The 15,320-nt window shown below is 42.8% G+C and carries 12 protein-coding genes; 1 reads left to right on the top strand and 11 read right to left on the bottom strand.

Annotated elements, in window-relative coordinates:
* Nucleotides 1–14 precede the first annotated feature (14 nt).
* The 4 genes from priA to gmk all read right to left on the bottom strand — a co-directional run bounded on the left by priA (nt 15) and on the right by gmk (nt 4,556).
* Complete coding sequence (gene priA / locus CSV61_RS02785; protein ID WP_099638025.1) at nt 15–2,423, bottom strand: primosomal protein N'; 2,409 nt, start codon at nt 2,421–2,423, stop codon at nt 15–17.
* Entirely contained in the window at nt 2,413–3,633 is a 1,221-nt protein-coding gene (gene coaBC / locus CSV61_RS02780; protein ID WP_099638024.1) for a bifunctional phosphopantothenoylcysteine decarboxylase/phosphopantothenate--cysteine ligase CoaBC, read from the bottom strand. Before coaBC ends, priA begins: the two co-directional genes overlap by 11 nt.
* A 77-nt stretch (nt 3,634–3,710) precedes the next feature.
* A complete protein-coding gene (rpoZ, locus tag CSV61_RS02775) occupies nt 3,711–3,935 on the bottom strand; it encodes a DNA-directed RNA polymerase subunit omega (protein ID WP_083035387.1) in 225 nt (74 codons plus the stop codon).
* 3 nt (nt 3,936–3,938) lie between these two features.
* Entirely contained in the window at nt 3,939–4,556 is a 618-nt protein-coding gene (gmk, locus tag CSV61_RS02770) for a guanylate kinase (RefSeq protein WP_083035386.1), read from the bottom strand.
* A 295-nt stretch (nt 4,557–4,851) separates the two neighbouring features.
* Between gmk and CSV61_RS02765 the strand changes: the two genes are divergently transcribed.
* Nucleotides 4,852–6,537 carry an Rqc2 family fibronectin-binding protein gene (locus tag CSV61_RS02765; protein WP_099638023.1) on the top strand — a complete coding sequence of 562 codons (1,686 nt, stop codon included), beginning with the start codon at nt 4,852–4,854 and terminating at the stop codon, nt 6,535–6,537.
* A gap of 191 nt (nt 6,538–6,728) precedes the next feature.
* On the opposite strand, the gene pyrE is transcribed toward CSV61_RS02765, so the two are convergent.
* The 7 genes from pyrE to CSV61_RS02730 are packed head-to-tail and all read right to left on the bottom strand — an operon-like array spanning nt 6,729 to nt 15,319.
* Nucleotides 6,729–7,358 (bottom strand): orotate phosphoribosyltransferase, encoded by a 630-nt coding sequence (gene pyrE / locus CSV61_RS02760; RefSeq protein ID WP_099638022.1) that lies wholly within the window; start codon nt 7,356–7,358, stop codon nt 6,729–6,731.
* Nucleotides 7,355–8,068: an orotidine-5'-phosphate decarboxylase gene (gene pyrF, locus CSV61_RS02755; protein ID WP_099638021.1), complete on the bottom strand. Its 714-nt coding sequence runs from the start codon at nt 8,066–8,068 to the stop codon at nt 7,355–7,357. The genes pyrE and pyrF overlap by 4 nt, the downstream gene beginning before the upstream one ends.
* Complete coding sequence (locus tag CSV61_RS02750) at nt 8,065–8,979, bottom strand: dihydroorotate dehydrogenase (RefSeq protein ID WP_099638020.1); 915 nt, start codon at nt 8,977–8,979, stop codon at nt 8,065–8,067. The genes pyrF and CSV61_RS02750 overlap by 4 nt, the downstream gene beginning before the upstream one ends.
* Entirely contained in the window at nt 8,976–9,755 is a 780-nt protein-coding gene (locus tag CSV61_RS02745) for a dihydroorotate dehydrogenase electron transfer subunit (RefSeq protein ID WP_083035381.1), read from the bottom strand. The genes CSV61_RS02750 and CSV61_RS02745 overlap by 4 nt, the downstream gene beginning before the upstream one ends.
* Nucleotides 9,752–12,949 (bottom strand): carbamoyl-phosphate synthase large subunit, encoded by a 3,198-nt coding sequence (gene carB / locus CSV61_RS02740; protein ID WP_099638019.1) that lies wholly within the window; start codon nt 12,947–12,949, stop codon nt 9,752–9,754. The genes CSV61_RS02745 and carB overlap by 4 nt, the downstream gene beginning before the upstream one ends.
* Nucleotides 12,942–14,042: a carbamoyl phosphate synthase small subunit gene (locus tag CSV61_RS02735; RefSeq protein WP_099638018.1), complete on the bottom strand. Its 1,101-nt coding sequence runs from the start codon at nt 14,040–14,042 to the stop codon at nt 12,942–12,944. The genes carB and CSV61_RS02735 overlap by 8 nt, the downstream gene beginning before the upstream one ends.
* Nucleotides 14,042–15,319 carry a dihydroorotase gene (locus CSV61_RS02730; RefSeq protein ID WP_083035379.1) on the bottom strand — a complete coding sequence of 426 codons (1,278 nt, stop codon included), beginning with the start codon at nt 15,317–15,319 and terminating at the stop codon, nt 14,042–14,044. Before CSV61_RS02730 ends, CSV61_RS02735 begins: the two co-directional genes overlap by 1 nt.
* Nucleotide 15,320 lies beyond the last annotated feature (1 nt).

Below are 15,320 nucleotides of genomic sequence, written 5' to 3'. Positions count from 1 at the left end.
TCTTCGAAGGGAGGTTAAAAGATCGATGTTGGTTCACGGTTAATCGACATGACCAAGCCGTCTTTTGCCCAACTTGTTTTGTAGTGTTTCAAAAGTTGTTGCAGAACCGGTATCAGTGCGGGTTCATGTTTGTATTTTATCAAACTTTGATAGCGATATCTATTGTTGAGGCGACTGATAGCGGCGGCTGTCGGTCCAATGATAACTGTACCTTGAGATAGACGCTCCGCGATAAATTCAGTGCCTTTATGTGCATAGTCAGCGGCTTTTAATACATCTTCATGACTGAACTGGATAACCGTTACAAAATAGTATGGAGGATAACCGAGTTGCCTTCGTCGATCCATCTCCATTTCATAAAAAGGTACATAATTCTGCGTTTTGGATAATTCAATCGCGTAATGCTCAGGGTCATACGTCTGAATAACTACTTCACCTGGTAGATGATCACGTCCCGCTCTCCCGCTCACCTGCGTCAATAATTGGAATGTTTTCTCGGCAGCGCGGAAGTCTGCTAAATGAAGCGATGTGTCAGCCGCCAATACGCCAACTAACGTGATACGTGGAAAATCCAGTCCCTTGGCTATCATTTGAGTTCCAAGTAAAATGTCTGCTTTTCCTTCACCAAAGTCATATAGCAAACGTTCATGAGCGCCTTTTGTATTCGTCGTATCAATATCCATCCGAATTACACGGGCTTCAGGGACTAATTTATATAATTCTTCCTGCGCTTTTTGCGTTCCCGTTCCGAAGAACCGAATATGCTCACTTGTACATTCTGGACATTCGGTAGGTACTCGTTCTTCATGACCGCAATAATGACATTTCAAACTCTCACTTGCGCGGTGGTATGTCAATGAAATATCGCAATTTGGACATTCGACAACCGTTCCACAATCACGACAGAGCACGAAACTCGAAAATCCACGTTTATTAAGCAGTAAGACAATTTGTTCTTTTCGTGCCAATCGTTCACGAATCCCTTCGGCAAGCGCCAAAGAAAACATCGAACGATTTCCTGATTTGAGTTCTTCACGCATATCCACTACTTCAACACTCGGCAATGCTTGATTTTTCGCTCGTTTTGATAGCGTTAATAATGAATACACACCTTTGGAAGCTCGAGCATAAGACTCCAATGAAGGTGTCGCACTTCCTAATATAACAGGACACTGATAGTATTCAGCGCGCCAAATAGCTACATCTCGTGCATGGTATCGCGGTGATTCTTCTTGTTTATAGGTGGTCTCATGTTCCTCATCCAGAATTAGTAATCCTAAATTCGAGAAAGGAGCAAAAACTGCTGAACGTGCACCAATCGCAACTTTCACTTCACCACGATGAATTCTACGCCATTCATCATATTTTTCACCAGCGGATAAACCACTATGCAAGACTGCAACTAATTCTCCGAATCGGCCTTTAAATCGGGCTGTCATTTGAGGTGTTAAAGCGATCTCAGGTACTAACACAATCGCTTCTTTCCCTTGCTTTAACACATGATCGATAGCCTGTAAGTACACTTCCGTCTTGCCACTACCCGTAATTCCATGAAGCAAAAATGTTTCTTGAATGTTCTTGTCACTTGACTGTTCAATAGCGGAAAGGGCTACTTGTTGTTCGTCTGTTAGTTGTTCTGGTTTACCGCTATCAAGCATTTTGGGTGATTCTAATTCACGGTACACTTCAACTTGTGATTGTTCTACTATCTTTTTATCCACAAGTGATTTCAAAACAGTAGCTGTAACGCCGGATTCATCGAGGATTTTGCTCGCTTCTACTGATTCTGTCGGATGCAACAACAGCCAACGAAGTAGTTCTTGTTGTTTTTTGGCATTTGGATGTACTTCTTCCAACGCTGTTTCCAGTTGTTTCGCATCTGGCACATGAATCATGCGTACTTTTTTCATTTTAGTTTTCTGTTGGATTGCCGTATCAATTTCGACAACCCCTAGTTTATTGTATTTCTTCACTTCATTTAATAAATTCGCATCTTGAAGTACTTTCAATGTGACTTGCTGGCGATTGCCCAAAAATGAGCGGAACGCGTCATCAAGCTCCTCTGGTTTCACCACAGTCATGATCTTTTCGTATTTAGCACGCATAGCCGCTGGCAACATGACTTGCAGTGCATCGATTTCATAAGCAATTGTTTCCGTTGCCATCCACTTTGACAATGCTAATAATTCAGTAGATAGCACCGGCTCCAAATCTATAATGTCGGCTATCGGTTTGATTTTATTATGATCCAGTTCGCTTTCCTCTTTAATACCCGTCACATAGCCAGCAACTTTTCGTGGACCAAAAGGAACTTTGACCCGTAGCCCTGGCTCCATTACATGTTCCCAATCAATAGGAACCGCATAATCAAACGGCCGGTCAATTGGATAAGCTGCTACATCTACAATGACTTCAGCGATCATGCAATGGACTACTTTCTTGCTGAAGAATGGTTTCAAATAACTGTTTGGCCAGTTGCACTTTCGGCATAGCGGAAAAAGGAATTACTTCTCCTTCTCTAGAAAGCAAGGTCACAACATTTGTGTCACTACCAAAACCGCCACCAGGGTCGGTAACATCATTGACGATGATATAATCCAGATTTTTAGATTCTAATTTCTTCTGTCCGTAAGTAATCGCATCTGTCGTTTCTGCTGCAAAACCAATAAGCAATTGATTCTCTTTACGCTTTCCAAGTGTCTGTAAGATGTCGGTCGTCCGTTCCAATTCAAGTACATCATCGCCATCTTTCTTCTTCATTTTCTGGCCATGTATGTTTTTCGGTCGATAGTCTGCAACTGCTGCTGATTTCACTACAATGGATGCATCATCATACTGACTGACTACAGCATCGAACATTTCAGCCGCACTTTCCACATGTATCACCTGAACGCCTGTTGGAACTGGTAGCTCGACAGGTCCTGAAATTAATACGGTATGAGCACCCAGCTTTTGTGCCGCTTCCGCCATCGCGTACCCCATCTTGCCACTTGAAAAATTCGATACATAACGGACAGGATCTATACGTTCGCGAGTCGGGCCAGCTGTAATGACAACTTTTTTCCCACGTAAAGGTTGATGGGATACTTCAGTAAAGTGATGGCTAATTAATTCAGTAATTTTTTCAGGCTCTTCCAAGCGACCTTTCCCTACATAACCACAAGCCAAAAAACCTTCTGACGGTTCAATAAACTGATAACCATCCACATGTAATTGATCAATATTGCGCATAACAGCGGGGTGGGCATACATATGTACGTTCATTGCAGGCGCAATCCAAACGTCTGCTTGTGTTGCAAGTAAAATAGTTGTCACCATATTGTCAGCAATTCCGTTTGCAAGCTTGCCGATTACATTAGCTGTAGCAGGCGCTACGACTACTAAATCGGCCCAGTCTGCTAAATCAATATGCGCGATGACGCGAGAATCTTTTTCATCAAATGTATCAAAATATACATCATTGCGTGACATCACTTGGAAGGATAACGGTTGAACGAACTCTTTCGCAGAATCAGTCATTACGACTTTTACATTCGCGCCTGCCTGACTTAACTTGCTGACCAGCGCAACAGCTTTATACACCGCGATACCACCTGTGACGCAGAGTAAAATATTTTTATTATCTATCTTCATGGAGCCCTCTTCCTTTCCAAAAATAACAAACTCCCTGAGAACGTTTGAATTCCAAGGGAGTTGTTTTTTATTTCAAATCAAACTTCATCTTCGTAAATAATCGATTCATCTGCTGCCGCGTTGATCAAGACGCCTGCCGCCACTTCTTCAAGTGCTCTACCAACACTTTTTACTGAACGATATGAATGTAGAGTTTCGTCTTGTTTTTCTTGTAGTTCACGTGCACGCTTAGCCGCCAGTGTAACCAGTGTGTATTTAGAATCAACTTTTCCTTTTAGTGAATCAACTGATGGATATAACATAGTTTATTCTCCCTCCAACATTTGTAAGTATCTCTTTTCTACACGTTCTCTTCTGCAATGCTCTGCCGTGACAATCGCATTGATCCGATCACATGCTTTGGAGACCTCGTCATTCTCTACTACATAATCGTACAGATGCATCATTTCGAGTTCTTCTCTTGCCTTTAATACGCGATCTGCAATGATGTCAGATGCTTCTGTACCTCTCCCGATCAAACGAGTTTCCAGGTCACTTAAACTTGGAGGCGCTAGGAAAATAAATAGACCGTTTGGTACTTTTTCACGCACTTGCGCTGCACCGACTACTTCAATTTCAAGGAACACATCACGCCCAGCATCGAGTGTTGCGTTGACATAGTCGAGTGGCGTTCCGTAGTAATTCCCTACATATTCTGCGTATTCGAGAAGCTTTCCTTCTGCGATCATGTCTTCGAATACTTGTTTTGAACGGAAGAAGTAGTCAACGCCGTCCACTTCCCCTTCACGCGGATTTCTTGTCGTCATGGATATAGAGTATTCATAATTGGTATCCGGACTTGAAAATAGTTCTTTTCGTACGGTTCCTTTTCCGACGCCGGATGGACCAGAAAGGACGATTAGGAGTCCTCGATGTTTGTACATATAATCCCTCTTTGTTATGTATTCATTAGCACGTCATACCTGTTACGCACCGTTGATTTTTGCGTATGATGAACGATTTCTAGGGGCACAAAAGATTATTGTTTCCCTAGGAGTCGCTTTACGCTCCAATCAACTAGTAACGCTTCCTAATATTTAACTTTAACAAGAAAGTCCAAAAGATACTAGAATTTTATCGTTAAACTGAATAGGCCCATGTGTGCAATCTGTTCATATTATACCATAATCATACGATGAGTGCTAAAATGGAACAAAACGAAATGAAAGAGGAATCCGTATGGCATTTGATGGTTTATTTACGAAAGCAATAGTAAGCGAACTGCAACAACTGAAGACTGGTCGGATTTCGAAGATTCATCAGCCGAATTCACAGGAAATTATTTTTCAAATCCGTGCTAGTAATAAAAATCACAAATTATTAGTATCGCTACATCCTTCATTTTCTAGATTACAATTGACTGATGAAGTGTTAACAAACCCACCCGAGCCACCGTTATTTTGTATGGTATTACGCAAACAACTGGAGGGCGGAATGATTACGTCGATTGAACAGCATGAAAATGATCGGATTGTGAATCTCCATGTCCAAGCTCGAAATGAATTGGGTGACCAGATTGAACGGAAACTAGTCATTGAAATCATGGGGCGACATAGTAACTTGATTTTACTCGATGCTTCACGTGATATGATTATTGACAGCATGAAACATTTACCGCCTTCCGTTAACAGTTACCGTACTGTTTTACCTGGACAACCGTATATTCCGGCGCCACCACAAGACAAATTGGATCCATTCAATGTAACCGAAACTGAATTCAATACACTAGTAGGGGCACTGCAAGAACCGAAAGATATAGTAAAACAATTTGCAGGCTTTTCTCCAGTAACAGCTGCAGAATTAGTATACCGTTTAGAAGACAACCACCTGTCATTTACCGTGTGGCGAACATTTCTTGAGAGTTTCAGTCGAGATGCAATGAAACCGACCGTCGTGGAAAATGATAAAAAAACTGTATTCTCCGCAATTGAATTAACACATGCACAAGGAACAACACAGTCGTTTTCTACATTAGGTGATTTACTCGACAAAGTCTATTTTGCCAGAGCAGAACGGGAACGCGTGAAATCCCAGGCCATCGACCTAGAACGTTGGTTGTCAAATGAGATCGCTAAATTGGAAAACAAAACAAAGAAATTGCGAAGAGAACAAGAGACAGCGCAAGACTTGGATACATTGAAATTATACGGTGAACTATTAACCGCGAACAGCTACATGTTGCATAAAGGCGATACAGAAGTAACTGTAGAAAACTATTACGAACAAGGCACAACCGTCACCATTCCACTCGATCCAAGAAAATCACCAATTGATAACGCGCAACACTATTTCTCTCGTTACTCAAAAGCAAAAACAGCTCTTATTCGGATTGCGGAACAACTTGAAAAAACCAAAGATGACATCGAATATTTCGAAATGATTAGACAGCAAGTATACCAAGCTTCTCCAATCGATATAGAAGAAATACGTCAAGAATTAGTAGAACTAGGATTCATGCGTGCTCGTAGAGGGAAAAAGAAAGTAAAACTGAAGAAGCCTAAACCGGAGGCATTTGTATCTTCCACAGGGATTCCGATCTCAGTAGGAAAAAACAATAAGCAAAATGATTACTTGACATTCAAACTAGCAGCTCGGGATCACGTATGGCTTCACACAAAAGACATACCCGGTTCACACGTCGTCATTCACGATACCGATCCAGACGCTCAAACAATCGAAGAAGCAGCCGGACTCTCCGCCTACTTCAGCAAAGCCCGTGAATCATCTTCCGTACCAGTTGATTACACAGAAATTCGTCACGTCAAAAAGCCTTCAGGCGCAAAACCAGGATTCGTCATCTACTTTGAACAGAAGACTGTATTCGTTACACCTGAAGAAGATTTAGTACGTAAGCTTCGGAAATAAAATAGGTAACCCTTGAAAACAGCTGACAACCTTCTTTACCAATAAAGGTCGTCAGCTGTTTTCCTACTAAATATTCAACAGAAGTAAAAAACAACGATTGGCTCACTATGTGGAAAGTGGATCAACGGTACTCTGCTCTTCTTTCTTTTTCAAAATAAAAACGGTCCCCGTAGTTGGGAACCGTTATATATTTATAGCGTGCCTTGTTTCAATTTCGTATGCCATTCCATCAATTCATTCATAGACTCTTCTTTAACTGCGCCTTCTTCTTTCGCAACTTCAGCAAGCGCCTCAAAGTTCGTCAAGCTATGGTAAGAAAGATTCGCCTCTGCAAATTTCTCATCCGCTTTTTGTAACTCATATGTAAAGATCGAGACGATTCCGCATACTTCCACGTCCTCTGCAATCAACGCGTTCGCTGCATTCAAGCTGCTTCCGCCTGTCGAAATTAAATCTTCAATAATGACCGCCTTCGCATTCGGCTCGATTTTACCCTCAATTTGACGGCTCTTACCATGTGCTTTAGCAGTAGATCGGATATAGACCATTGGCAACTTCAGAATATCCGCAACCCATGCTGCGTGTGGGATGCCTGCTGTCGCAGTTCCTGCAATGACTGTAGTCTCAGGATAATGAACGCGAATCAAAGCCGCAAGTCCTTCAGCAATTTCCTTACGCCCAACCGGATCCGCCATGGTTAAGCGGTTATCACAGTAAATAGGCGACTTGATTCCTGAAGCCCATGTGAACGGCTCTTCCGGATTAATCGCTACCGCTCCTACATTTAATAGGATCTGTGCCACTTCTTTTTCTCTAGTCATGAAATAATTCCCTCCCACAATGTTTTCACTTTTCGATACGCTTCTAGTGGATTATCAGCACCTGTAATAGCACGTCCTACCACAATGTGCGTAGAACCTTCCTGCCATGCTTTCGCCGGTGTCGCCACGCGCTTTTGATCGTGCGTATCGCCTTCCGCCAAACGAATACCGGGTGTGACTTTGAAGAAGTCTTTGCCGCATACTTCTTCAATAATCTTCGCTTCTTGTACTGAACAGACTACTCCATCCAAGTGGGCAGACTTAGCTAATTTCGCATAGTGTTCCACGGATTTACGAAGCGGAACACTGATCAGTTGCTCTTCATTCACTTGACGGTCGTCTGTTGAGGTCAGTTGAGTCACTGCAATTAATGCTGGACGTTTGATACCCGCAACAGTACCGGATTCAAGACCTTCGAGTGCCGCTTCCATCATCGTCTTACCACCGGCCGCATGTACATTGACCATGTCGACTTCAAGTGAAGCCAGGACTTTCATTGCTGATTTAACGGTATTTGGAATATCATGCAATTTAAGATCCAGAAAGATCGAGTAGCCTTCTTCCTTCAAGCGGGCAATCATAGCAGGACCTTCTTTATAATATAATTCCATTCCAACTTTGACATTGACTGAGTGATCAAATGCTTTCAGGAAATCGAATGTCTTTTCAGCTGAATCAAAATCTAACGCAATAATTGGAGAGCGATTCATACGCGATGACTCCTTCCGACCAATTCAGATATATGATCAATTCCTAGCTCATCTAATCTCGCAGGCAACTGCTCAATAATAGTTGGACATACAAACGGATCTACGAAGTTGGCAGTGCCTACTGCTACTGCACTTGCACCGGCAGACATGAAATCTACGACATCCTGTACACATGTAACGCCACCCATTCCGATGATCGGAATAGTCACGACTTGGCTTACTTCGTAGACCATGCGAATCGCAACTGGCTTAATCGCTGGGCCAGATAAACCACCTGTTTTATTCGCAATAACCGGCTTGCCTGTTTTTTCATCTAGACGCATTCCGACTAATGTATTGATCATCGTAATTCCATCTGCTCCACCCGCTTCTACTGCCAATGCCATTGCTTTAATATCTGTGACATTTGGTGACAGTTTCACATAAACAGGTACAGCCGAAACCGCTTTAACAGCCGCTGTCAGTTCTTTTGCTATTTCAGGATCCGTGCCAAACAAAATTCCGCCACATTTGACGTTCGGGCACGATATATTTAATTCAAGTGCCTGAACGTTTGGCGCTTTTGAAATTTGTTTCGCTACTTCCACGTAATCAGCAGTTTCAGATCCTGCGACGTTTGCAATAATAGGAACATCGAACTTCTCTAACCATGGCAACTCATTATTCAACACGCCTTGTAGCCCTGGGTTTTGAAGACCGATCGCATTCAACATACCCGAAGATGTTTCTGCCACTCGTGGTGTCGGGTTACCATAACGTGTTTCTTCTGTAGTCGCTTTAATCATGATTGCTCCGAGCTGGGACAAATCGTACAAATTACCGTACTCTTTGCCAAAACCGAAACAACCAGATGCAGGCATAATCGGATTTTTTAATTCAAGCCCTGGCAAAGTCATCGCTAGTCTATTCATATTTGCACCACCCCTGCCGGAAATACTGGACCATCAGAACATACTTTGACGTACGTCTGATCTGTCGCATTTTCATTTGTATGACAAACACAAGCGAAACAAGCTCCAATACCGCAGCCCATACGTTGTTCAAACGATAAGAATCCTTTTTTATGCACATACGCTTTTTGCACGGCATCGAGCATGGGCATAGGCCCACAACTGTAAAACGTTTCGAAGTCATCAGCTATCTCACTCATGACATTCGTAACAAATCCTTGTGTGCCGTTACTGCCATCCACTGTAGCGATATGCGTTTCGCCTAAAGCGGCGAATTCTTCTTCATAGAAAACCACTTGATCCGATTCGAAACCAAGTATATGAATACAATTAACTCCTTTTGCAGTTAGCTGTTTTGACAGTTCATAAAGTGGTGGCACACCAATCCCGCCACCAATCAATACAGCTGTTTGACCAGCCGTTGTTTCTTCAACGGGAAAACCATTTCCTAGAGGTCCCAGTACATTCACTACATCTCCCTCACGTTTTTCGGACAAAAGGGAAGTACCTCGTCCTTCCGCTCGGTAGATGATAGTCATTTCATTTTTTTCTGGATTCATTTCAGCTATGGAAATGGGACGTCGCAGTAACGGTTCAAAGGAATCCGATACTCGGATATGGACAAACTGGCCAGGAGAAGTAATTTCTCCGACCAACTTGCCATTTAATTTCATTTCAAAAATATTTTGCGCGATTTCCTTTTGCGAACTGATGGTCATCAAATCTTGGATGATCATTTTACCACCTGCGGTTGCGGCATAGCATCCGTCTGGAATGTCATGGACTCGATGACGGATAACATAGCAGCAGCTGTATCTATAGAGGTAAAGCAAGGAACTCCATTCTCCACTGTTTCACGACGAATTCTAAAGCCGTCACGTGCCGGTTGTTTTCCTTTAGTCAATGTGTTGATCACCAATTGCGCTTGTCCTTTTTGGATAACATCGATCAACGTTGGACCTTCTGTGCCAATTTTACCTACTGTTTTCACTTCAATATTTTCTGCTTCGAGTGCTTTAGCCGTACCTTCTGTTGCCATAATGTGATAACCGGTTTCAATGAAACGTTTTGCGATATCCACAATTTCTTCTTTATCTTTATCGGAAACTGTCATTAACACAGTACCGTATTCTTTAACTTCCATTCCCGCTGCTACTAGGCCTTTGTACAATGCTTTTTCCAATGTTACGTCTTTACCCATTACTTCACCGGTTGATTTCATCTCAGGTCCGAGTGTAATATCTACACGACGAAGCTTGGCGAAAGAGAATACCGGCACTTTGACATAGACGCCTGCTGGTGCTTCTGCAAGTCCATCGGTGTAGCCTTGTTCTAAAATAGATGTACCTAAGATCGCTTGAGTTGCCACATTTGCCATCGGGATATTCGTAATTTTGCTCAAGAATGGTACCGTACGGCTTGAACGTGGGTTTACTTCGATTACGTAAACTTGTCCTTCTGAAATAACGAACTGGATATTCATTAGCCCGCGTATTTTGAGCCCGAGAGCCAAACGTTTCGTATAGTCCGCAATCGTTTCAATCATAGACTGTGACAGGTTTTGTGGAGGATACACTGCGATCGAGTCACCCGAGTGAACACCTGCACGTTCGATATGCTCCATGATGCCAGGTATTAATACAGTTTCCCCGTCACAAATTGCATCGACTTCGATTTCCGTACCTGTTAAGTACCGGTCGATCAATACTGGATGTTCAGGGCTAGCTTTTACCGCGTTCTCCATGTATTGCAGTAATTCCTCTTCATAGTAGACAATTTCCATTGCACGGCCACCTAAGACATACGACGGACGAACTAGAACTGGATAGCCAATTTCTGTTGCGATTGCAACTGCTTCCGGAACTGACAAAGCGGTCTTGCCAAGCGGTTGTGGTACGCCGATTTCATGCAAAGCACTCTCAAATTTATCACGATTTTCTGCACGGTCGATATCTTCAAGTGATGTACCTAGAATTTTTACTCCACGTGCTTCTAATTCATCCGCCAAGTTGATTGCTGTTTGGCCACCAAACTGGACGATCACACCTTCAGGTTGCTCAAGATCCACGATATGCATCACATCTTCAATGGTTAACGGTTCGAAGTACAACTTATCCGAGATGGAGAAGTCAGTCGAAACTGTTTCAGGATTGTTATTGACGATGATCGCTTCATATCCTGATTGTTGTATAGCCCATACACAGTGCACTGTCGCATAATCGAATTCTACCCCTTGTCCAATACGGATTGGGCCTGAACCTAAGACGATCACACTCTTTTTATCCGTTCTTACCGATTCATTTTCCTCTTCATACGTACCATAGAAGTATGGAGTATCGGATTCATATTCACCTGCACACGTATCTACTTTCTTATACACCGGAACCAATTCTTGCTCTCGTCTCCACTTGTATACTTCACGATCGGTTGTATTCCAAAGCTGTGCAATCGTAGCATCCGGGAATCCAAGTCGTTTCGCTTTATAACCAATTGCTTTGTCATATGGATGATCTCTCAATGTTTCTTCATACCGAACGATATTTTCAAATTTGCGCAAGAAGAATAAATCAATAGCGCTCCATTCGTGTAAAGTTTCGATTGTTACACCACGACGCAGGGCTTCTCCGATGAAGAACAGTCGCTCATCGCCTGCCTTGCGAATACGTTTTTCAATCCATTCGTCAGACATCTCACCACCACCAGAAAGTGACAAATCGAATTGTCCTGTTTCCAATGAACGGACCGCTTTCATGATGGATTCTTCGAATGTCCGGCCCATCGCCATGACTTCACCCGTTGCTTTCATTTGGGTACCCAAGTTACGCTTCGCTGATTCGAACTTATCAAAAGGCCAACGTGGAATTTTCGTTACTACATAGTCCAGTGTCGGTTCGAAGCAAGCATACGTATTACCCGTTACCGGATTCATCATTTCATCCAGCGTCAAACCGACAGCAATTTTCGCAGCAAGTTTCGCGATTGGATAACCAGTTGCTTTGGAAGCTAGTGCAGATGAACGACTGACACGCGGATTTACTTCAATGATGTAGTAATCAAAGCTATGCGGATCAAGTGCTAGCTGCACGTTACAGCCACCTTCGATTTGCAACTCACGAATGATGTTCAATGAAACATTACGAAGCATCTGATTTTCGCGGTCGGTCAATGTTTGGCATGGTGCTGTTACGATAGAGTCACCTGTATGGATCCCTACAGCATCCACGTTTTCCATATTACACACGACAATCGCGTTATCGGCAGAGTCACGCATTACTTCATATTCAATTTCTTTAAAACCTGCGATAGATTTCTCTAGAAGACACTGTGTAACGGGGCTGTATTTCAAACCACTTGCTACGATTTCTTCTAAGTCTTCATCATTGTGGCAAATTCCGCCACCTGTTCCACCTAGTGTGAACGCAGGACGGACGATAACTGGATACCCAATCTTATGGACGAACGCATAGGCTTCATCAATATTATGAATGATATCACTCTCTGGAACAGGCTCACCCATTTCATTCATTAATGTTCGGAATAAGTCGCGGTCTTCTGCCTTGTGAATTGCATCGAGCTTTGTACCCAAAATCTCGATTCCTAATTCATCTAAGATCCCTGATTCATGCAACTCAATCGCCATGTTTAAACCAGTTTGTCCGCCTAATGTCGCAAGTAGAGCATCTGGGCGTTCTTTGCGAATAATGCGGCTAACGAATTCAAGTGTGATGGGTTCGATATACACTTTATCTGCCATCTCCGTATCAGTCATAATAGTTGCAGGGTTTGAGTTGATCAAAATAACTCGGTACCCTTCTTCTTTAAGAGATAAACAGGCTTGTGTACCTGCATAGTCAAATTCTGCTGCTTGTCCAATTACAATAGGACCTGAACCAATTACGAGGATGGATTTTATGTCAGTACGTTTAGGCATTAGTATTCTCCTTTCTGTTGCTTGCAGTCATCAATTGAATGAAACGTTCGAATATATAGCTTGAATCTTGTGGTCCTGGTGATGCTTCTGGGTGGAACTGAACAGTGAATGCTTCCAACTTCTCACATTGAAGCCCTTCAATACAATTGTCATTCAACGCGATATGTGTCACTTCAAGACCTGTCCCTGCTAAAGAGTCTTCCAGTACTTCATATCCATGACTTTGTGAAGTCAGATCGGTACGGTTTGTATTCAAGTCTTTAACCGGATAATTCCCACCAATATGGCTGTTCTTCATCTTTGCTGTTTTAGCACCGCATGCGAGCGCGAATAATTGATGGCCAAGTCCGATACCGAAGATAGGTTTCTCCCCCATTAATTCCTTTATTGTTTCTACTGCACCTTGTAGGTCTTCGGGATTTCCTGGTCCGTTCGATAATAGGATACCGTCGGGGAACAACGCCAAAATTTCTTTCGCTGATGTATCATAAGGTACGACTATCACATCGCAGTCCTTTTTATTTAATTCACGTAAAATGCCATGTTTAATGCCATAGTCGATGACGACAACACGTTTGCCTAAGCCTGGGCTTGGATAGGGACGCTTGGTAGATACTTTCGCTACTAAATCTGTTGGCAATTCATATTGTTGAAGTTCCGCAACTATCGCATCGGTATCGATCCCTTCGCCAGCAGCAGTCAATTTACCTCGTAATGAACCTTTATCGCGTAATAGACGTGTTAGTTTGCGCGTATCAATCTCCTGAATACCTGGAATACCTTTTAAAATAAGCAAATCTCCTAGTGACATGCCGCTACGAAAGTTTGAAGGCTCGTCTGCTAATTCTCTAACAACTAAGCCGTTAATCGCCAAGTCGATGGATTCATAATCGTCTCGGTTAATACCGTAGTTACCGATTAGCGGATAGGTCATCACAACAATTTGTCCACAACCTGAAGGATTTGAAATTGTCTCCTGATATCCTGTCATACCTGTTGCAAACACAGCTTCTCCTATTGAAGCATTCTCTGCTCCGAATGCTTTTCCTTCAAAAATAGATCCGTCTTCTAATACTAAGTATCTTTTTGTCATCATTGACCATCCTTCCATACGATGTTTCCATCGAAAATTGTCATTACAGGCCATCCTGTGCATTCCACTCCGTCAAATGGTGTGTTCTTACCTTTTGAAACAAATGTAGTACGGTCGATTGTTTGTTGCTTCTCTAGATCAAGTAGTACTAAATCTGCTTCAGCACCTACTTCAAGCCTACCGTAAGGCAAGTTGAAGACTTCCGCAGGCTTTACTGTCATCCAGTCAAGAAGTTGTTTAAGTGTCCAATGTCCTGGTTTGACGAAGTTTGTATACAGTAAAGGAAATGCCGTTTCAAATCCTGTGATGCCAAATGGTGCTTTTGCAATACCTACAGCCTTTTCATCTGCTGTATGCGGTGCGTGGTCTGTTGCGATACAATCCAATGTCCCATCCATCAAACCTTCGCGCAATGCCTCGCGATCTTCGATAGCACGTAGCGGAGGGTTCATTTTCCAGTCTGCATCATCTCCAGGCACATCATCCTCTGTCAATAACAAGTGGTGAGGGCTGACCTCTCCTGTTACATGAATACCGGCTTTTTTAGCGTCACGGATTACGCGAACCGATTCTTTCGTGCTGACGTGACAAACGTGATAATGTGCGCCCGCGGCTTCCGCGAGTAAAACATCCCGTGCAATATGTACAGATTCCGCAATGGAAGGAATCCCTGGTAAGCCAAGTTCCTTATTACGTTTTCCTTCGTGCATTGCGCCACCATAGATTAATGTATTGTCTTCGCAGTGCGCCACAATGGCCATATCGATCTTCGCTGCATCTTTCATCGCCTCGTACATCATGCCTGCTTCTTGAACTCCTACACCATCATCCGTGAACGCGAATGCGCCATGTTCTTTTAATTCTGAAAGATTTGTGCGTTCTTTTCCCGCTTCTCTAATCGTGATGGACGCATAAGGAAGCACACGAATTTTAGCATTCTCTTTAATTAATGTGTTGATCTTTTCAAGGTTTTCTTTTGTATCAGGTACTGGACGCGTATTCGGCATTGGACAAATAGTAGTATATCCGCCTTTTGCTGCCGCGTGTGTACCTGTTTCAATGGTTTCTTTATGCTCTCCGCCCGGCTCACGCAAATGTACGTGTACATCAATGAAGCCAGGTGATACGAGTAGTCCTTTACCTTCTATAATTTCATATCCGTCTGCTACTAGTTGAGTACCTATTTCCGCAATCTTTCCATCTGCAATTTTAATATCTGTTTCGATGATCTTGCCTTCTTCATTTACCATTTGCACTTGTTGAATTAACGTGTTCATA

This window comes from Sporosarcina sp. P3 (assembly GCF_002743415.1).
Classification (GTDB): Bacteria; Bacillota; Bacilli; order Bacillales_A; family Planococcaceae; genus Sporosarcina; species Sporosarcina ureae_A.
The sequence above is the reverse complement of the archived record's forward strand: the minus strand, read 5'-3'. Positions and strand labels throughout refer to the sequence as shown.